The organism is Flavobacterium sp. TMP13 (genome assembly GCF_050847115.1).
GTDB lineage: Bacteria > Bacteroidota > Bacteroidia > Flavobacteriales > Flavobacteriaceae > Flavobacterium.
The window spans coordinates 1,383,691-1,404,000 of sequence record NZ_CP193656.1; the positions used below are offsets into that span (position 1 = coordinate 1,383,691).

Genomic DNA, 20,310 nt, shown 5'->3' on the forward strand with positions numbered 1-20,310 from the left:
TTTGTGTCTTTGCGGTCGATTTCTAGAAAAGCTCCCTTGGATCAGTCAACTTTCCAGTAACTGCCGCTGCTGCTGCCATAATTGGAGACGCTAATAATGTTCTAGAACCTGGACCTTGACGACCTTCGAAGTTTCTGTTTGACGTACTTACCGCATATTTTCCAGCTGGAACTTTATCATCGTTCATAGCTAAACAAGCCGAACATCCTGGTTGACGCAATACAAAACCAGCTTCAGTTAAGATGTCTAAAAGACCTTCTTCCTTAATTTGTGCCTCGACCACGTGAGAACCCGGAACTAACCAAGCCGTAACATTATCAGCTTTTTTGCGACCTTTTACGATTTCAGTAAAAGCTCTAAAGTCTTCAATACGTCCGTTGGTACAACTTCCTAAGAAAACATAATCAATTGGTTTTCCAATCATCACATCATCTTCGTTGAAGCCCATGTAAGCCAAAGATTTTTTGTATGTTTCTGCTCCACCTTGCACTTGATTGGCAGTTGGAATATTTTTTGAGATACCAATTCCCATTCCTGGGTTCGTACCATAAGTAATCATTGGTTCGATGTCTGCTGCATCGATATTTAACTCAGTATCAAAAATTGCGTCAGCGTCAGTTTTTAATGTTTTCCAATACGCAACTGCTTTTGTCCAATCGTCACCTTTTGGGGCATATAACCTTCCTTCTAAGAAATCAAAAGTTTTTTGATCTGGCGCAATCATTCCACCACGCGCACCCATTTCGATACTTAAATTACAAACTGTCATACGGCCTTCCATTGACATGTTTTCAAAAACATCACCAGCATATTCCGCAAAATATCCCGTACCACCAGAAGTAGTCAATTGAGCTATAATATAAAGAGCAACATCTTTTGGACCTACACCTTTACTTAAAGTACCATTTACGTTGATGCGCATTTTTTTAGGTTTTGGCTGCATAATACATTGTGTAGACAAAACCATTTCCACCTCTGAAGTACCAATTCCGAAAGCAATAGCTCCAAAAGCACCATGAGTAGAAGTATGCGAATCGCCACAAACAATAGTTGCACCTGGCAAAGTAATTCCGTTTTCAGGACCTACCACGTGTACAATTCCATTCTTTTTGTGTCCTAATCCCCAGTGCGAAATTCCGTATTCGTTCGCATTGTCTTCCAAAGCTTTTAATTGCTTGGCAGATAAAGGATCTTCAACTGGTAAATGTTGGTTGATAGTAGGCGTATTGTGGTCTGCAGTAGCAAAAGTACGTTCTGGATATAAAACCGTAATTCCTCTAGTTTTTAATCCTAAAAATGCAACTGGACTAGTAACTTCGTGAATGAAATGACGATCAATAAAAAACACATCTGGTCCATCCTCAATTTTACGCACAACATGTGAATCCCATACTTTGTCAAATAATGTCTTACTCATTTTTTTTATTTTTATAATTGTAATTGTTATAATCACAGTGCTATTGGTGTCATTATAATCGAAGTTCAAAAGTAAAAAAAAGATGTAGTGTGGTCAATTTCGATATTTCGATTTATACGATACCCAAGCTTTTGGGTTTTTTAAAAGGCAAAAAGTTACTTGTTTGTTTACAGTGTGCTAATAGTTAAAGTGCAAGGAGTGTGTTTGTAGCTTAAACAGTTTAAATTAAAGTAAAAACCATTTTTGTTATTTGTTGAATTTGATGTTATAACACTATAAAACAAGGAGTTGTCATAGGTTGTGTTTTGTTACTTGAATCAGAAAAGCGATGTGTGATCTTATATATGTATTGGATCTTATCCAGTTTTCGCATTGGACTTACGTTTATTGCCAAGAAAATAAACGACCTAAAATGTGAATTTTTGAGAAGGCAATACTACGACGTTCAAATAAATTGAAATAGAGTTTTTTAAAGAAATAAGGCGCCAGTTTTTTGTAATTGTAGGGTTGTCTTATAGTATTCCCTCGTTTATTTCTTTTTGAATGATGTTATTCAGATGATCGAACAGTTGAGAATATTTATTTTTATAATCTACAGCGAGCAGTTGCTGAATGCTATTTTTCATTTCAGCCTGAATGTATTGGTCTTTTTTACCATACCTCCAAATCGGATAAATACAGTTTTCTACTAATTCGGTAAAGGAAGAAGAAGGAATATATATTCTGGCAATATCGTTCGCGTCAGTTAAAAATTCAGAATTAGTATGGTACAATCTAAATGACAGTAAATCAGATAAAGAATGCAGCGCAATAACTGCAGTTCCTGGATCATTAATTCCGGGACTTAGCGCTTTAATTGCAATTTCTGACAATTGTTTGAAGCCATAATCGGCGTTTCTGTCAATGGGCTGGCCGTCATAAAAATCGTTTGCAGCTGCAATTTCAAGAAGAACTTCTTTATCAATTGCATTTTTACTGTAAAGGCGCAACAAGACAATTCCTTTCAGTAAATAGGTACTTCTCTGATGTAAGAAACTAAGATATAAATTATGCTTTGTAGCAATTTCGAGTATTTTCTTTTCATTAAAACCCTGAAAATAATCAGACCGTTCGGCTTTTATCTCGACATAAGGTAAGTCGTTCCAAGAGATCTTTTCTTCTTCATTTGAAATGCATTTCTCCTGCATGTTTTGCATTGTTTTTTTCTGAACACGATCAATTACAGTTTCGTATTTTACAGTTTGGGTGACATAATCTAGAAAATAAATAAAAAGGAAAATGTCTATTACCGTCAAAAGTATAAGCAAGTAAATGCTCAGCGCAGGCACATAAATACCGGAAGTAATGTCTCTAATAGTACTTAATAAAAAAAGAGCATACACAATTGTGCCAATATAAAAACCCAAAACGGTTTGCTGAAAGCGGTTTCCAATCATACTATTTAGTACCCGATTGCTCATTTGTGAAGCGGCTTGATTGAGCACGATCATCACCATCGAGAAACTAAACACAGTCAATGATATAATGGCAGCAGCAATTGTTGAAATTATAGATCTCGCAGTGCTGGCGTCTTTTAAACTCAGCCATTTGATATTGGATTTAATTTCTTTTCCAAAAGACGAAAAATCAAGTTCTAACATCATCCAAGATAAAAATAAGAATACGATCGCAATTACGGCGGGATAAAATGCAATACTTTCCGTTATCTTGTTGTAATAGATTCTTAAGTTTTTATTTAAATTGACAGTCATTTTTTAAGTTTACGGTTCACGAAAGTGATGTTGTATTGAGTGTTTTCTTTATCGCATTTCTAAGGTAGTTAAAAAATAATAATTGAAGGAGATTGTTTTGATTATACATTCATTCTGATATTAAATTAAAGGTTTTTTTAGATTTTAAACGCGATTATTTTAATTTTAATTTATTGAAATTTTCATAAAATAATACGATTTATGAAAGCGTATTATCAGGTATAATAGTTAAAAACCATTTGCTTTTCATTTCCATTGGCAGAAAAAAATCGCTAAATTTGCTATTCATTTTTTGTGTTTTATACAAATCACAATTACCTCATTTGCAATTATGTACCTAATATTCGATACTGAAACTACTGGATTACCTAAGAACTGGAACGCGCCAATAACCGATTCTAGCAATTGGCCGCGTTGCATACAAATTGCTTGGCAGTTGCATGATGAGATGGGAAATCTTATTGAGCACCAAGATTATTTGGTAAAACCGGATGGATTTAATATTCCGTACGATGCTGAGCGCATTCACGGAATTTCGACTGAGTTAGCACAGAAAGATGGAATTTCTTTGACAGAAGTTTTAGAGAAATTCAATATCGCTTTAAGTAAATCTAAGTTTATAGTAGGTCAGAATTTGGGTTTTGACGTCAATATTATGGGTGCCGAATTGTATCGTATGGGTGTGAATTCGCCTATGAGTTCGATGCCTGTTTTGGACACTTGTACAGAAGTGACAGCTTCATTGTTAAAATTACCAGGAGGTCGAGGCGGAAGATTCAAATTGCCGACATTGACCGAATTGCACGAATATTTATTTAACGTTCCTTTTTCTGAAGCGCACAACGCAACTGCCGATGTCGAGGCAACAACACGTTGTTTTTTCGAACTAATTCGTAGAGAGGTTTTTACCAAGGAAGAATTGGATGTTCCGGCTAATTATTTTGAGACTTTTCAGAATAAAAATCCAAAAGAAATTCGGTTAATCGGCCTGAAACACATCAATCTTAAAGCTGCTTCTGATAAAATTAGAGCGCAGTTAAAAGCATTAGATTCGGTTGCGACGGAAACGGTTATTTCTGATTCAGAAAAGCAAGATCTGCATGCAGCAAAGTTTGCTCATTTACACAACCACACTCAGTTTTCGGTACTGCAATCCACTATTGCCATTCCTAAACTAGTTGCCGCAACGGCCAAAGACAATCTTCCGGCAGTCGCCATGACGGATACTGGGAACATGATGGGTGCCTTCCACTTTGTGAGTTCCGTAATGAATCACAATAAAGCATCGGCTTCCAAAAATAAAACATTGGTAGAAGCAGGCGAAGAACCTACAGAAACCGAAATAAAACCAATAGTAGGTTGTGAATTTAATATATGTGAAAATCATTTAGATAAAACCAAAAAAGACAACGGCTATCAGGTTGTTTTGTTGGCAAAAAATAAAAAAGGCTATCATAACTTAGCCAAAATGGCTTCGATCGCGTACGTAAGTGGCTTTTATTATGTGCCTCGAATCGACCGAACGGTTGTCGAAAAATACAAGGAAGACATCATGGTTCTTTCGGGAAATTTATACGGTGAAATTCCAAGTAAAATTCTAAACATCGGTGAAATCCAAGCCGAAGAAGCTTTGATTTGGTGGAAAGAGCAATTTGGGGCAGATTTTTATCTTGAAATTATGCGCCACAATCAAGAAGATGAAAATCGCGTCAACAAAACCTTGATTGAGTTTTCACAAAAGCACAATGTCAAACTGATTGCAACCAATAATACTTTCTATTTAAATAAAGAAGATGCCAATGCGCACGATATTTTGTTGTGCGTAAAAGATGGAGAAAAACAAGCTACACCAATTGGCCGCGGTCGCGGTTACCGTTATGGATTGCCGAATCAAGAATACTACTACAAGTCGGAAGAAGAGATGAAAAAGATCTTTTCGGATTTGCCAGATGCAATTATAAACATTCAGGAAATAGTAGATAAAGTCGAAATATATTCGCTGTATCGTGATGTCTTGCTTCCCAAATATGACATTCCAGCAGAATTTGTAAATCCCGAGGACGAAAAGGATAATGGCGTTCGTGGAGAAAATGCTTATTTAAGGCATCTTACGATGGTAGGAGCCGAAAAAAGATACGGTGAAATTTCCGAGGCGATTCAAGAACGTTTGGATTTTGAATTACTGACGATTTCAAATTCAGGTTATCCAGGTTACTTTTTGATCGTTCAGGATTTTATTGCCAAAGCGCGAGAAATGGATGTTTCTGTTGGACCTGGTCGTGGATCTGCTGCAGGTTCTGCGGTTGCTTACTGTTTAAAGATTACCAATATCGACCCAATTAAATATGATTTGCTTTTTGAGCGTTTCTTAAATCCCGATCGTGTGTCAATGCCCGATATTGATATCGACTTTGATGATGAAGGTAGGGGTCGCGTGATGGATTATGTGATTAATAAATACGGAGCCAATCAGGTGGCTCAAATTATCACTTATGGTAAAATGGCAACGAAGTCTGCTATTCGTGATACAGCTCGTGTCTTAGATTTACCTTTATTTGAAGCCGATAGAATTGCCAAATTGATTCCGCCAATGATGCCGTCCAAATGGAATTTGGCCCGCTTTATTTCGGAGAAAGAAGAAGATGTTAAAAAAGCGCTCCGTTCGGACGAATTTGATAATATAAAGGAATTAATTGCCATCGCCAATGAAGATGGTTTGGCAGGAGAAACCATTCAGCAAGCAAAAATTCTTGAAGGTTCGATGCGAAACACGGGAATTCACGCTTGTGGTGTGATTATTACACCTTCAGACATTACCGATTTTGTACCAGTAACTACTGCCAAAGATTCAGCGCTATATGTAACTCAATTTGACAACTCGGTTGCAGAAAGTGCTGGATTGTTAAAAATGGACTTTTTGGGTTTGAAAACCCTTACATTGATAAAAGATACGGTTAAGTTGGTCAAATATAGAACTGGAATTCAGCTGGATCCCGATGCATTTCCTATCGATGATGCAGAAACCTATGAGTTGTTCCAGAGAGGAGAAACGGTTGGTATTTTTCAATACGAATCACCCGGAATGCAGAAATACATGAAGGATCTTAAACCTACGGTTTTTGGAGATTTAATTGCAATGAATGCTTTGTATCGTCCAGGACCAATTGAATATATTCCTTCTTTCGTTCGAAGAAAAAATGGCGAAGAAGAAATAAAATACGATTTAGATGCTTGCGAAGAATACTTGGGCGAGACTTACGGAATTACGGTTTACCAAGAGCAAGTAATGCTCTTGTCACAATCTTTGGCTGGATTTTCAAAAGGGGATGCCGACGTTTTGCGTAAAGCAATGGGTAAAAAGCAGAAGGAAGTTTTGGATAAAATGAAGCCTAAGTTTGTAGCTCAAGCTGTCGAAAAAGGACATGATGCGAAAATTTTAGAAAAAATCTGGAAAGACTGGGAGGCTTTTGCGAGTTATGCATTTAATAAATCACACTCGACTTGCTACGCTTGGATTGCTTACCAAACCGCTTATTTAAAAGCCCATTATCCTGCTGAATATATGGCGGCAGTGCTTAGTAATAATATGAACGATATCAAGCAAGTTTCGTTTTTTATGGAAGAATGCAAGCGCATGGGCTTACAAGTTTTAGGTCCTTGCGTAAATGAGTCTTTTTATAAATTTACAGTAAATGATGATTATGCAGTTCGTTTCGGAATGGGAGCGATTAAAGGAGTAGGAGCTAATGCGGTAAAAACAATTGTCGATACCAGAAAAGAGGTAAAATACAAATCGATTTTTGATCTGGCCAAACGCATTGATTTGCGTGCTGCTAATAAAAAAGCAATAGAAAACTTGGCTCTAGCAGGCGGTTTTGATGCTTTTGTTGGAACTACAAGAGCACAATATTTTCATGATGAAGGCGATGGTGTTACTTTTTATGAAAAAGCAATTCGATACGGCGTCAAATACCAAGAGAATGAAAATTCAGCACAAGTAAGTTTGTTCGGAGAAAGTAGCGATGTGCAAATTGCCGAGCCTGTGGTTCCGCCTTGCGAGGATTGGAGCACGATGGAAAAACTAGCCAAAGAAAAAGAGGTTGTTGGTATTTATATTTCTGGTCACCCTTTGGATGATTTTAGATTTGAAATGAAATATTTCTGCAATGCAAGGCTGGAGGCTTTGAGGAATTTGGAACAATATGTGACCAAATCGCTCACTTTTGCAGGAATTATAAACAACGTACAACATCGTGTCGCGAAGAACGGAAAAGGCTGGGCTATGTTCAACTTAGAAGGTTATGATGAAAGTTTTGAATTTAGAATTTTTGGCGAAGAATATTTGAAATTCAGACATTTCTTGATCCAAAATAATTTTACATTTATAAAAGTTCTGGTTAAAGAAGGTTGGACCAATCAAGATACAGGTAAAAAATCCGATCCTAGAATTCAGTTTACTGAGGTAAAACAGCTGCAAGATGTATTAGAAAATTTTGCTAAAAAGCTGGTGCTCTTATTAAATATTAAAGATTTAGATGCCGATTTTATTCATCATTTGAATCGTTTGTTTTCAGAATATAAGGGTGATAATACCGTGACTTTTGAAATCATGGAACTGGAAAAAATTAAGAAGTTAGTGGAAACTACAACTGAATATTCCGAAGAAGAACAAGAAGTTTTTGAAGATGAAAACGAAGACAGCGATACTTTGGCGCAAACCAAAGTTGCTCAGTTAACTGAAGTCGAAGAAATTAATGTAGTAACCAAATTAACGATGCCAAGTCGTAAATTGAAAGTGAAAATTTCGACGGAATTACTGATAGAATTAGAGAAAATGCAAATTAATTTTAAATTGAATTAAGTGCAGCAGTTAGAATACGTTATTATATAAATAAATAGAAGCCATAACAGTTTAGTGTTATGGCTTTTCTGTTTTAGTGGTGATTAGTAGCTAGAGCGGTTCTCGCATTTTCAGGTCAATTTGGCCAATTGGGTAGCCATAAGATATTTTAATTTTATTTTTAACTTACTTCTGTCTCTCGAAGACTATCTATGTCGAGGAATAGGAAGTCTTTCGTAGCGTAAGTGATATACGTACTATTGTATATTTCTTGTTAATTTAAAGGAGTGTTTGTGCTATTATGGGTAAACAGACTCTCTGCAAAAGTTAAAATTTTATAAAATAATTATTTTTTTAGTTAAAAAATATAGTATGCACGCATAGTTTTAACGGAAGTAGTCTTTTTATTGGTAATTGTTACGAAAACGTTTTTTTAACTCTTATAACATTGTTTTTATTTATTTATGTTTGTATGAACTTAACAATCAATAACATTATGAAAAAGAAATTATTAATAGCTGGATTATTTGCGTGTTCTATGTCAATGGTCGCACAATCTGATGATGCACAGAAGAATGAAAGCTGGTATTTTAAACTTGGTGGATCATACTTTATGCAAACTGCTTCAACGGAATTTCCAGTTGTTGGTGGACAGCTTCCAAATAGAGATGTTTATGTTGGTGGACCTGGAGCTAATAAATTAGCATCAAGAGAAAGTGTTACAGGATCTTTTGGAGAAGGTTTTAGAACAGGTTTAACTGCTGGTTACCGATTTAATACTCGTTTAGGAGTAGAGATGGGGATCAACTATTACTCAAGCGCTAGCAAAACAATGGCTCAAACTACAAATAGATTGATTGCCTACAATCCGACGACTACCGCAGCAACCTATTTAAATTTTGATGCTGAAGGTCAAATTAGAGCTTTTGATTTAGCTCCTTCTTTAGTGCTTTTCTTAGGAGAAGCTAACGGATTTGAACCCTACACAAAAGTTGGTGTAATTGTACCTGTTCATGGCGATTTAACTATCAAAACTGATAGGGCTTATTCAACATTTGTAGGTGCAAATCAAGTTGCAAATACTGATGCATATTCGAAAGATGTAGTTAAGCCGAATCCTACTGTAGGATTTATGGCAGCATTAGGAACTTCGTATAAGCTGGGTAAAAACATTTCTGCTTTTGCTGAATTGGAGTACCGTAACTTCACTGTTCATGGTAAGACAAAAGAAACGGAAGTTTATACAGAGAATGGTGTAGATAAATTGAATACTACTACTACTTTTAGAGAGGCTTCTTATGCTGCGATTCACAGTAATTATGTAAAATCTTTGAATGGAAGCTCTAACAACGATGATTTTAATACTACTAGCTTTGACGATACTAAACCAATGGATGAGTTAAGCTCTTATGTTGGAATTTCTGGTCTTGGTTTAACACTAGGATTGAAATATAGTCTATAATACTTTGCCTCCAAATAAATGAAAAAAGAGATTGTCAATCGGCAGTCTCTTTTTTTTTTAGCCCTGATAGCAGCGGCATCCTTTTGTGCTGGTGTTCGGCACAAAAGATACAGCGAATAGCAGGAAGTCGCTCCTTAAAAAAGCAGTCGAATTTGTTTAAGGTAATCTTAGTATAGAGTTTTGCAATACTTTTATAGTGAAAACTAATTTGGAGATAGGGTGTGTTTGATATAAAATATTTAAATTTGCATATGATTTATTTAAATAATTAGTAAATTACAGTTTTAAACATTAAAAAAAATAAGGATATGGCATTAGCAATAACAGATGCTACTTTTGACGAAGTAGTTTTGAAATCAGATAAACCGGTAATGGTAGATTTTTGGGCAGCTTGGTGTGGACCATGTAGAATGGTTGGGCCGATCATTGACGAATTAAGTAACGAATACGAAGGTAAAGTTGTTATTGGTAAAGTTGATGTTGATGCAAACCAAGAATTTGCTGCAAAATACGGTGTACGTAATATTCCAACAGTATTGGTTTTCCATAAAGGAGAAGTAGTTGGCAAACAAGTTGGAGTTGCTCCAAAGCAAACGTATGCTGATAGCTTAGATGCTTTGTTGTAATCTAAAAGTACAGAATTCAAAAAGGTCTAGCGAAAGTTAGGCCTTTTTTGTTTTACTACATCAAGTTGAAACAGCATGGTTGGTTTAAGTCAATCATTCTTTTAGTTTTTAAATCTTTTTAAATACATTTGAGAGATGAAGATTGAATCGCAATTAGAAAAAGTTTCTCGTTTTCAACATCTCGAGATTGTAGCCAATCAAGTGGTTGAAGGCTTTATTTCGGGCATGCATAAAAGTCCGTTTCATGGCTTTTCGGCAGAATTTGCCGAGCATAAAGTCTACAATCCTGGCGAGAGCACGCGACATATCGATTGGAAATTATTTGCTAGAACCGATCGGTTGTATACCAAACGGTACGAAGAAGAGACTAATTTGCGTTGTCATCTTATTATAGACAACTCGTCTTCGATGCATTATCCTGAATTGCAGGCGAATCAAAATTTTTATGAAAGTAAAATTGGCTTCTCGGTTTTGGCTTCGGCTGTTTTAATGAACATTTTAAAGAAGCAAAGAGACGCTGTTGGTCTAAGTGTGTTTTCGGATAGTTATGAGTATTACGCGCCCGAAAAAGGCAGAGATCGGCATCACAGAATGTTGTTAAGTACGCTCGAAGGACTTTTGAAAGTTTCTCGAAAGCAAAAACGAACAGATACGATTACCTATTTACATCAGATTGCCGAGAAAATGTACCGTCGTTCGATGATTATCTTATTTACGGATATGTTTCAGTCAGAAGATGAAGAAGCACTTTTTAATGCTTTACAACATTTAAAACACAACAAGCACAAAGTGGTCTTGTTTCATGTCGTTGATGGCACAACCGAGTTGCAGTTCGATTTTGATAATGCACCGCGTAAGTTTATTGATCTAGAAACTGGCGAAGAAGTAGCTGTTTTTGCAGATACTATAAAAGAAGCCTACAAGAAAGAAGCTGAAAGTTATTTTAAGCGGTTGGCTCTCACTTGCGCTCAGAACAAAATTAAGTACGTTCCTGTGAACGTTGGTGCTAATTTTGAAAAAATAATAACGACCTATTTGGTTGAGAAACAGAACTTTGGATAGGTGTTGATTTTATTATTTAAAAGTTTTACTAAAAAGACTTGCAGAAATGAAATTCTATACTATCTTTGCAACCGCAATAACGCAGAGGTTTGGTAGTTCAGTTGGTTAGAATACATGCCTGTCACGCATGGGGTCGCGGGTTCGAGTCCCGTCCAGACCGCAATATTGGGGAAGCCTTTCAGAAATGAAAGGCTTTTTTGCCCACTAACGGTATTTAAGATTAGTTGTGTTGTTTGCTACGAATTTGTAACTCGTAGCTGGTTTAGTAGTTAAACCGATGGAAAGCTTTCCCTTTTTAGGGATGGCTTTTTTGATTTATAACCTTTTTTATTTTTTCGACTTAATGAAAACACACCTTTTATTTTTGTATTTTGATAGAAATCAGACTGTTAAAAATTTAACGTTTTTAAATGATTTAAAAGTGCTTTAAATGCTTGTAGAATCAAAGTTCTGTTGTATTTTTGCACCACCATAAAGCGAGGTTTGGTAGTTCAGTTGGTTAGAATACATGCCTGTCACGCATGGGGTCGCGGGTTCGAGTCCCGTCCAGACCGCTTATTAAAAAAGCCTCTCAGAAATGAGAGGCTTTTTCGTTTAACTAACAATATAAATGCGCTACGTGAGTAAGCGAGACACTTCCTGCAAAAGCAATCCACAGACATAAGCACCATACGTTCCCAACGCATACCCTAAAACGGCCAATAGCACGCCAACCGGTGCCAAAAAAGGACTAAATGCTGCGGCAACAATAGGAGCGGAGGCAGCGCCACCAATATTGGCTTGACTTCCGACGGCTATGTAAAAGAATGGTGCTTTAATAATGCGAGCAATAATAATCATAATAATAATGTGTATGCAAATCCAGATTATTCCAATTAAGAATAGTAAAGGATTATCAAATATGGCAGCCAAGTCCATGTGCGTGCCAATAGTTGCTACTAAAATATAAAGAAAAACGGTCCCAACTTTAGACGCTCCGTACGATTCAATTTCTCTTGCTTTTGTAAAAGACAAGGCTACGCCAATTGTGGTTGCAATAACAACTAACCAGAAAAAGGAATTTGTTAAAGAGTATTTTTCTAACTCGGGATAGTTGGTTGCAAAAAATGGTGCTAGAATGTCAGATAAAAAATGCGATAATCCCGTGACTCCAAAAGCGACCATCAATATAATCATTAGCGATTTTGACGTTACGATAGATTGTTTCCCAGATTGTTTTTCCTGAAGTTTTTTCTCTAGTTCTAAAATTGGTGCATTGTCGGCACGCAACCATTTGTTTATGCGATCTGGCTTTTGCGACCAATAAAGTAAAACTCCCATCCATAAATTGGCCACCAGAACATCGACAGCAATCATTTGAGCAAACAAACTTTTACTGGCTCCAAAAACTTCTAACATCGCTGTCTGATTGGCGCCACCACCAATCCAGCTTCCTGCGATGGTCGTTAAACCTCTCCAAACTTCTTCGCCATTAGAAAAAGCAACATCGGGAAAGAAGCTAACAACAATATAAAATGCCAAAGGACCACCAACTATTACGCCCACTGTACCAGCTAGAAACATAATCACCGCTTTGCTCCCTAGTTTTTTTAACTCTTTAAAATCAATACTTAAGGTCAATAAAACTAAACTTGCTGGAAGCAAATAGCGTGAAGCAATGGCGTATAAATTGGAAGTTTCTCCTGAGATTACATTGAATGTATTTAATAAAGCAGGCAAAAAATAACACAACAAAACGGAAGGAACAATAGTATATAATTTTTTGAAGAACGGCTTGTTACTGGATGAGGTTATAAAAATAATTCCTAAAATAGTAATTAAAATCCCAAGTACTACGGCATCATTAGTAATTAAAGGAGCGTGTTTTTCGATCATTTTTTGGCGTCTTTATCTATTTGTTTAATTAATAATTGGAGCAATTTGCTTTTAGAGTTTTCTCCAAAAGCAAGATACTCTTTTTGTAGTACGCGTAGTTTTTTAACATCCCATTTGGCATATTGATTCGCTTTATACCAACTTTGGATTGATTCGGGCGCTAAAAAACATGCTTGATTTTGAAATAATTCCTCCCCTTTTATACTTGGAAATTCTAATGCTTTACCTAAGAGAAATCCGTCCAAAGTAGTGCGAATCTCCTTCATGTACGGCGAGTTGGAATTATTTAATAAAACCACTAAATTTTTAGAATTTAAAGTTCTTTTTATATAGGTTAAATTTCCTGCCCAGCTTCCGGTATGATATACGGTTTTACCGTTTGCGCTGTCATATAAAACATGCCAACCAAAACCATAATCTGATTTCTCTGCAGTTGGAGGATGTGTAGTAAAAGCAAGTTCTTTTGATTCGGAATTTAAAATTTCAGAATTGTACAAAAAGTCATCCCATTTAATTAAATCGTCTATCGATGAGGATAGTCTTCCCGAACCTAGTCTTCCGCTTAAAAAGTGATAATACTTTTTATTAGGTAAAGTTTCTGGAGCAACATAATTACAATTTCGAATATCGATCATGTACGCTGGAGCATAATCTGCTTTATTCCAAATACTATCTCTTCCTATAAAGAAAGTTTGATCCATTTTCATGGGTTTAAAAATCTTTTCATGCAAGTATTGTTCTAAAGTAATTCCGCTGGCTGCGTTTACAATTTCTGCTAGTAAAATATAACCGGTATTTGAATACTGATATTTGTTACCCGGAGCACTTACAATTGCGGGATGATTCTTTTTAAAAAAATCTAGAATGTCTTTATTATAAGCAATTTTTGTGCTGTCCCAATTTTTTTTAAAATGCGATTCGTAATCAGGAAGTCCAGAGGTGTGTGTTAATAAGTGCTGAATAGTAATATTTTTATACGGAAAACTAGTTCCTAAATAGTTAGCAATCGGATCTGTAATTTTTAATTTATGGTCTTGCTGTAATAATAAAATTGCTGTCGCGGTAAACTGCTTTGAAACTGAAGCAATTTCCATCGCGGTGGAAGGTAAAAAGGAGGTTTGTTTCTCCATATTAGCGAAACCGTATCCTTTTTTAAAAATTACTTTTCCTTTTCTTTTTATTGCAACTGCTCCATTAAATAATTTTGCTTTGTGCAATTTTGTGAAATACGCGTCTAACGTATCATTTTGCACCTCGCTGTTTTCATTATTTTTAATTTGGGATTTTATCTCTCGGCAGTTGTTAAAAAGCAGCAAGCTAACCGAGATAAGAAATGATGAAAATACATTATTCATACGCTTTAATTTTTTCCCAATTGGGGTGTATTAGTCCAATTCCGTAGTTGTCGTTGAGTTCTATGTATCCATTGTTGACTTTGTGTCCTACAAAAGGGTCGTTGGTCACGGCTAAATTACCGTCAAGATCGATCCAGTCTGCCATAGCGCCCAAATGTGAAGCTGCACTAATTGCACAAGAAGTCTCCGACATGCAACCTAACATAATTTTTAAATTCAGTGATTTTGCCAAATTTGCCATAGCAAAAGCTTCCTGCAACCCGGTAGATTTCATTAATTTAATGTTGACACCGTGATAAAAATTTTCCGCCTTTTTTACATCTTCTAAACGCTGAACGCCTTCGTCTCCTATCAGCGGTAAAGAGCTTCTTGAAAGCAACCATTCCATATCGGTAAAAGCTGTTCTTGGCATGGGTTGTTCTATAAAAATAGCGCCCTCTTCTTTAAGCCAATCTATTTTTTCCAACGCCCGTTCTTTATTTGTCCAACCTTGATTTGCGTCTATAAACAACGGTTTGTTGGTTACATTTCGAACAGCTTTAATAATTTCTTCATCGTTGTCTCCGCCCAATTTTATTTTTAAATAATGAAATTCAGCAGCTTCTTCGACTCTTTTTTTAATAATTTCAGAAGAATCTATTCCGATTGTTTTGCTCGTTTTTAAATCTTTTTTTGGAAGATTAAAGTATTGATACAATGGTTTTTTTACCATTTTTCCGATGAGATCGTGCAATGCAATATCAATAGCAGCTTTTATAGCTGTATTTCCGCAGGCGTGGTTGTCTACAGCTGTCAGAATTTTGATAATTTCAAGCGGACTTTCAAATGGTGAAAAATCAAATGTTTTTGCAAAATGTACAGCTGAGGCAATTGTTTCTCCGTAGAGAGGAGGCATCGAAGCCTCCCCGTATCCTACAAAGTGTTCAAATTGTAACTGTACAAGTACGATTGGTGTATTTGTTCGTGCGCCTCCAGCAATTCTAAAAACATGTTTTTTGTTTAAGAGGTAAGGTTTTAGGGTTATTGATATCATTTTTAGTACCCGTTGTTTTGAGGTTTGATATTTGGATTTGCATTTATTTCGCTAAGCGGAATAGGTAAAATAAATTTATCATTTGGATAATTAACAAGGACCGCATTTTCTGATTGAATGATGTTTACATTTTTTTTATTTCGATTTAAATCGAATAAACGATGTCCTTCAAAAGCCAACTCTTTTCTGCGTTCTAGTAAAATTCGGTCTAGTAAATTTGCGCCTGTGTCTGTAATAGTGGCAGCATTTGGTTGTGCTCTTTTTACGATTAAATTTAAATCTTGTTGCGCCAACATATCGTTGCCCTCTTTCGCGTATGCTTCCGCTCTAATTAGATACTGTTCAGCCAAACGAAATAGTCTGATATTATCATCGCTTTTGGTACCGTTAGGAAATTTTCCAACAAATAATGCATTTTTTTCTGCTCCTGGCTTTGCACCTTGCACGATCACTGATTTGCGAATATCATTGCTGTCGTATAATACAAATAATTCAGTAGTTACTAACGCATCAGCGTAACCCGCAACACTGAAAAAATGCCCCAAACTATTGGTGCCTTCACTGTCTGCGATAGTGTTTACAATCTCAAAAATGGACTCAGAATTGAAAGCGGTATTCCATACTTTCAAATAATTTGCATTCGTCATTAAACTGTATGCACTCGTATTAATGACCTCGGTACTTTGCTTTATTGCCTCTAGATTATTTTCTTGATAAAGTGCTACGCGAGCAGCTAATGCTTTGGCTCCGCTTACAGAAAAATAACCACTTGCTTTTTGGTTGGTCATTAGCAAAAGCGCCTGCGCAAGATCACTATTAATTTGTGTGTAGACTTCGCTTACGTTATTTCTCGAGGGAGAAACTTGATTTGTATTTATTGCACTAACTACAGGTACTCCTGCGTGGGTTGCGTTGGCTGTAAAATTGTACGGTTGCGCATACAAACGAACCAAATCAAAGTGTGCTAATGCACGTACAGTGTACGCTTCGCCAACAAGTTGATCGATCTTTTTTTGCTGTTCTGCTGTGGTAACTTCAATCAATTTACCTCCTTCAATGGCGCGGGTAGCATTTACAACTACTTCGTAAATCTGATTCCAAGTGCCTTCTGCGTAGGTATTTCTGTCGGAGACTACAAAGTTTTCAAACTCCAAATATCTTCCCGTATTTCTAGAGCTTAAATACAAGTTGTCGGCCATTAATTCTGGAATTACATACATCGTTCGACCATAATAGTCGCTGTCTTGCAGTTTGCTGTACATTCCGTTTATGGCAGTTTGCAAGGTTACCAAGTCAATTACTGCATCTTCTGCTGCAACATTTTGCTCGGGTTTGATGTCTAAAAAGCTGTCGCTACAAGACGTTAAACCTAGACACATCATGCTTAGTAGTACGGGTATATTTTTATATTTTAATTTCATATTTTTAGTTTTAGAATGAAAAATCAAGTCCCATTAAAATTTGTTTTGCTATCGGAATTCTTAGATTGGCTACGCCATCAATTCCTACTTCTGGGTCAATTTCCAAACCTTTGTCCTTGGTCCAAGTTGCCATGTTGGTTCCTTTGAGATACAATCGAATAGAACTTACTTTTAGTTTATTCGTTAGATCTGTTGGAAATTCATACGCCAACGTAATGTCTCTTAGTCTCAAATAAGTACCATCAGACAAGAAACGGGTAGAGTGTTGGTTTGATAAACCAGATTGCGTATTTCCCCAAACCATTTTAGGAACGTCGGTAATGTCACCAGGTTGTTGCCATCTGTTTTCGTATATTTTACGAGTTAGATTTCCACGGTCATTTAATTTAGCACTACCATCGCTGCTGGTATATCTGCCCCATGTATCGTACACTTTATTTCCTGAATTTAGGAACAGCATAAACGATAGACTCACATTTTTATAGCTTAACGTATTGGTTAGACCCGCATAATATTTAGGCAGCGCACTTCCTTGCTTAAAAGGTTCGGCTTTGCTGTAGTTATTTGTTGTAGCAGTTTTAGTAGCGTCAGTATACCATAAAGCATTTCCGTTATCAGCGTCTACTCCAGCGTATCCTGGCATATAAAAAGTATAAAAATCACCACCAACTTCTCTAATGTAATTGTTGTCAATAATTGGTTCATCGTTCTGTAATTTTAATATTTCGTTGGTATTAGTCGTAATATTAAAATCTGATTTCCATGAAAAATGATCGGGATTATCAAAAATGTAAGCAGATAACGCAAATTCAATTCCGCTATTTTTCATTTCTCCTATATTATCCAAATAACTTGTAAGTCCGTTTGTGGCCGAAATAGGAACTTTAAAAAGCAAATTGGTAGTAGTTCTTGTGTAGTAATCTAAAGTTCCCGAGAAAATAGAGAACAACTGAAAATCTAATCCAACGTTAAACGGCTTATTTTTTTCCCATGTTAACTTCGGATTTGATTGTTGACTGTATGTATAACCAGGTTGTTCGTTATAATTGTCTCCAGTGCTATACAAACCACGGGAAGCAAAATCACCAATTTCTTGGTTTCCATTGATACCGTAACTTGTTCTAAATTTCAGTTTGTTTACAAAAGAAACGTCTTGCATGAAATCCTCTTTTTGAATGTCCCATCCCAATCCGATAGAACCAAAGTTAGCATAACGAACATCCGAACCAAAGCGAGAAGAACCATCTCTTCTGGCAGTAGCATTAAAGAAATATTTGTTGGCTAAACCGTAATTGATATTAAAAAACAAAGAAGACAACGACGAAGCAGTTTTTGTACTCGAAGCATCGCGGTACACAGATGCATTGTCTAAAGTAGTTAAACCTGGCGCACCATAATTGCTAGCATAAGCATAAGTCGAATTAGCGTTAATTTTTTGTGCCTCTTGACCGAGTAAGAACTTAACGTTGTTAGTGTTATTAATTTCCCAGTTGTATTTTAATAAGTTGGTTACGTTCCAGTTTACAATAATATTGTCAGAAGCTCTACCGCGTCCACCATCATTTCTTCCTTCACCAAAATAAGGATTGTCGTACTGAAATTCATCTGATAAATTAAAATCTACATTTGCTTTAGTTTCAAAAGTTAGGTTTTTTGTAAAATCATAATTTAAACCAATGTTTCCTAAAATACCGTATAATTTCGTTTCACGAATGTTTTCCTTAGCAATTCCTACCGGATTATAAGTTAGCAAAATATCAGTATTGTATGTTCCGTCTGCATTGTACACCGGCTGCCAAGGCACTTCTCTTGTCATTGCTCTTACTGGATTGTTGGCGCTTCCAGCTTCATCAATAGTATGTAATATTTGGTTGCTTGCTGCCAGTCCAAAGTTTAGTGAGAGTTTTTCTGAGGCTTTGTGATCCACATTTACTTTGGCGTTCAATTTTTTATAATCAACCCCAATAATAACCGCTTGTTGGTCAAAAATTCCTAGTGAACTGTAAAAATTAGTTTTTTCACTACCGCCACTAGCGCTAATGCCGTATTGCTTGTATTGTCCAGTTCTTCCAATCACATCTTGCCAATCGGTATTAACCGACTCGTCTACTCGATCATAAACGTACTTTTGTGCAAGCTCAAAACTTTCGCCTGTGTTCACTCTACTCTCAATTAATAATTCTAAATTTTCGGGAGTAGTAAGTAGTTTATTTCTGTCGGCAGTAATCATATCACTCACACCATATTGTGTACTAAAGTCGAATTTTGTTTTACCAGATTTCCCTCTCTTGGTCGTTATAAGTATAACACCGTTTGCTCCTCTAGAACCATAAATGGAAGTCGCAGATGCATCTTTTAAAACAGTAATGTTGGCAATATCTTTTGGATTGATGCCTGCAATGGTATTTGAGCTCGTTGCTATTGTAGAAATATTTCCAGAAACAACTGGAATTCCATCCACAACGTACAAAGGATCTGAGTTGGCATTGATCGATCCTACTCCTCGTATTCTAATTTGCGGAGAATAGCCTGGTTGTCCACTTGCAGATGACATTTGAACACCCGCAATGTTACCTTGTAAACTTTCTTGAAAGGAGGCAACAGGCGTTTCGCTAATTTTAGAAACATCGACATTTGTAGCGGCACCAGTATACGAACTTTTGCTTTGCTTATCATAAGCAACAACGATAACCTCGTTTAAATTGCTGACTTCAGCTAGCATCGTAATTTTAAAAACAGTGGTTTCTCTAGTAACCGTTCTAGTTTCGGTTTTCATTCCCAGATAACTTATTTCAATTTGATCGCCATAGTTTGCCTGAAGCGAAAAATTTCCATCCATATCGGTAAGAGTTCCGTTGGTAGTTCCTTTTACAACGACATTGATACCAATAAGCGGAACTTTACCTTCATCTAAAACTGTTCCTTTTACAGTAACTTTTTCTTGCACAACTGTGGTAGGAACGATGCTGATTTCTGCGATATTATTTGCCTCACTTTTAGAAGAACTTCTTTTGTAAAGAATAATTTTAGTATTCATTAATTTATAGGAAATAGCCGTTCCCTTAAAGACTTCTTCTAAAACAGAATCAATTTTATCGCTTGAAGTTTTTACACTAATAAGCGCATTGTCGTTAATTAGTTCGGTATTGTAGAAAAAAGAAAAATTACTTTGTTCTTCAATAGCCGCGATTACTTGCTTGAGCGGTGTTTTCTTATAATCAATGGCTATTTTTTGTCCGTAGCTGGGCAAACTACTGGCAGAAATTTTAAAAATTGTTAATGCAACAATTAAAGTAGATAGTTTCATTACTCTAATAAATTTGTCTACTGAATACGAGCATATTCTGGTAGGGTTCGTTTTGGTCCGTTTTTTTTTCATAATTTTAACCTCGGTTTTTTGTTAGTACTCTGTTTTGAAAATTAGTTAGCGAAAAGCCTTTTTATTTAAGGGAGAGTAGTCGAGCACTC

At 36.2% G+C, this 20,310-nt stretch carries 11 protein-coding genes and 2 tRNA genes; 6 read left to right on the forward strand and 7 right to left on the reverse strand.

Annotated features, from left to right (window positions below; all coding sequences use genetic code 11):
• Nucleotides 1-22 precede the first annotated feature (22 nt).
• Complete coding sequence (gene leuC, locus ACRASX_RS06065) at nucleotides 23-1,417, reverse strand: 3-isopropylmalate dehydratase large subunit (RefSeq protein WP_432222758.1); 1,395 nt, start codon at nucleotides 1,415-1,417, stop codon at nucleotides 23-25.
• Nucleotides 1,418-1,929: 512 nt separating this feature from the next.
• Entirely contained in the window at nucleotides 1,930-3,168 is a 1,239-nt protein-coding gene (locus ACRASX_RS06070; protein ID WP_432222759.1) for a DUF2254 domain-containing protein, read from the reverse strand.
• A 331-nt stretch (nucleotides 3,169-3,499) separates the two neighbouring features.
• Between ACRASX_RS06070 and dnaE the strand changes: the two genes are divergently transcribed.
• The 6 genes from dnaE (at nucleotide 3,500) to ACRASX_RS06100 (ending at nucleotide 11,712) form a co-directional block, all read left to right on the forward strand.
• Nucleotides 3,500-8,029: a DNA polymerase III subunit alpha gene (gene dnaE / locus ACRASX_RS06075; RefSeq protein ID WP_432222760.1), complete on the forward strand. Its 4,530-nt coding sequence runs from the start codon at nucleotides 3,500-3,502 to the stop codon at nucleotides 8,027-8,029.
• Nucleotides 8,030-8,504: 475 nt separating this feature from the next.
• Entirely contained in the window at nucleotides 8,505-9,470 is a 966-nt protein-coding gene (locus tag ACRASX_RS06080; RefSeq protein WP_066312683.1) for an outer membrane beta-barrel protein, read from the forward strand.
• 308 nt (nucleotides 9,471-9,778) lie between these two features.
• Nucleotides 9,779-10,096: a thioredoxin gene (gene trxA / locus ACRASX_RS06085; RefSeq protein WP_066312685.1), complete on the forward strand. Its 318-nt coding sequence runs from the start codon at nucleotides 9,779-9,781 to the stop codon at nucleotides 10,094-10,096.
• 135 nt (nucleotides 10,097-10,231) lie between these two features.
• Entirely contained in the window at nucleotides 10,232-11,158 is a 927-nt protein-coding gene (locus ACRASX_RS06090; RefSeq protein WP_432222761.1) for a DUF58 domain-containing protein, read from the forward strand.
• An 86-nt stretch (nucleotides 11,159-11,244) separates the two neighbouring features.
• Nucleotides 11,245-11,318, forward strand: a tRNA-Asp gene (locus ACRASX_RS06095).
• A 320-nt stretch (nucleotides 11,319-11,638) separates the two neighbouring features.
• A tRNA-Asp gene (locus ACRASX_RS06100) sits at nucleotides 11,639-11,712 on the forward strand.
• Between the two features lie 61 nt (nucleotides 11,713-11,773).
• Here the strand turns inward: ACRASX_RS06100 and ACRASX_RS06105 are convergent.
• From ACRASX_RS06105 to ACRASX_RS06125, 5 genes are read right to left on the reverse strand one after another with little or no spacing between them, the layout of a single operon-like run.
• Nucleotides 11,774-13,033 (reverse strand): DUF819 domain-containing protein, encoded by a 1,260-nt coding sequence (locus ACRASX_RS06105; RefSeq protein ID WP_197413411.1) that lies wholly within the window; start codon nucleotides 13,031-13,033, stop codon nucleotides 11,774-11,776.
• A complete protein-coding gene (locus ACRASX_RS06110) occupies nucleotides 13,030-14,388 on the reverse strand; it encodes a serine hydrolase domain-containing protein (protein ID WP_432222762.1) in 1,359 nt (452 codons plus the stop codon). The genes ACRASX_RS06105 and ACRASX_RS06110 overlap by 4 nt, the downstream gene beginning before the upstream one ends.
• Nucleotides 14,381-15,421 (reverse strand): dipeptide epimerase, encoded by a 1,041-nt coding sequence (locus tag ACRASX_RS06115; protein ID WP_432222763.1) that lies wholly within the window; start codon nucleotides 15,419-15,421, stop codon nucleotides 14,381-14,383. The genes ACRASX_RS06110 and ACRASX_RS06115 overlap by 8 nt, the downstream gene beginning before the upstream one ends.
• A 2-nt stretch (nucleotides 15,422-15,423) precedes the next feature.
• Nucleotides 15,424-16,842: a RagB/SusD family nutrient uptake outer membrane protein gene (locus ACRASX_RS06120; protein ID WP_432222764.1), complete on the reverse strand. Its 1,419-nt coding sequence runs from the start codon at nucleotides 16,840-16,842 to the stop codon at nucleotides 15,424-15,426.
• A gap of 10 nt (nucleotides 16,843-16,852) precedes the next feature.
• Nucleotides 16,853-20,149 carry a TonB-dependent receptor gene (locus tag ACRASX_RS06125; RefSeq protein ID WP_432222765.1) on the reverse strand — a complete coding sequence of 1,099 codons (3,297 nt, stop codon included), beginning with the start codon at nucleotides 20,147-20,149 and terminating at the stop codon, nucleotides 16,853-16,855.
• Between the last annotated feature and the right edge of the window lie 161 nt (nucleotides 20,150-20,310).

Excerpts from the sequence above, each read along its gene's own strand:
- trxA (WP_066312685.1), top strand. The coding sequence starts at position 9,779 with ATGGCATTAGCAATAACAGATGCTACTTTTGACGAAGTAGTTTTGAAA.
- ACRASX_RS06070 (WP_432222759.1), bottom strand. The coding sequence starts at position 3,168 with ATGACTGTCAATTTAAATAAAAACTTAAGAATCTATTACAACAAGATA.
- ACRASX_RS06105 (WP_197413411.1), bottom strand. The coding sequence starts at position 13,033 with ATGATCGAAAAACACGCTCCTTTAATTACTAATGATGCCGTAGTACTT.
- dnaE (WP_432222760.1), top strand. The coding sequence starts at position 3,500 with ATGTACCTAATATTCGATACTGAAACTACTGGATTACCTAAGAACTGG.
- ACRASX_RS06110 (WP_432222762.1), bottom strand. The coding sequence starts at position 14,388 with ATGAATAATGTATTTTCATCATTTCTTATCTCGGTTAGCTTGCTGCTT.
- ACRASX_RS06115 (WP_432222763.1), bottom strand. The coding sequence starts at position 15,421 with ATGATATCAATAACCCTAAAACCTTACCTCTTAAACAAAAAACATGTT.
- ACRASX_RS06090 (WP_432222761.1), top strand. The coding sequence starts at position 10,232 with ATGAAGATTGAATCGCAATTAGAAAAAGTTTCTCGTTTTCAACATCTC.
- ACRASX_RS06125 (WP_432222765.1), bottom strand. The coding sequence starts at position 20,149 with ATGAAACTATCTACTTTAATTGTTGCATTAACAATTTTTAAAATTTCT.
- ACRASX_RS06080 (WP_066312683.1), top strand. The coding sequence starts at position 8,505 with ATGAAAAAGAAATTATTAATAGCTGGATTATTTGCGTGTTCTATGTCA.
- leuC (WP_432222758.1), bottom strand. The coding sequence starts at position 1,417 with ATGAGTAAGACATTATTTGACAAAGTATGGGATTCACATGTTGTGCGT.
- ACRASX_RS06120 (WP_432222764.1), bottom strand. The coding sequence starts at position 16,842 with ATGAAATTAAAATATAAAAATATACCCGTACTACTAAGCATGATGTGT.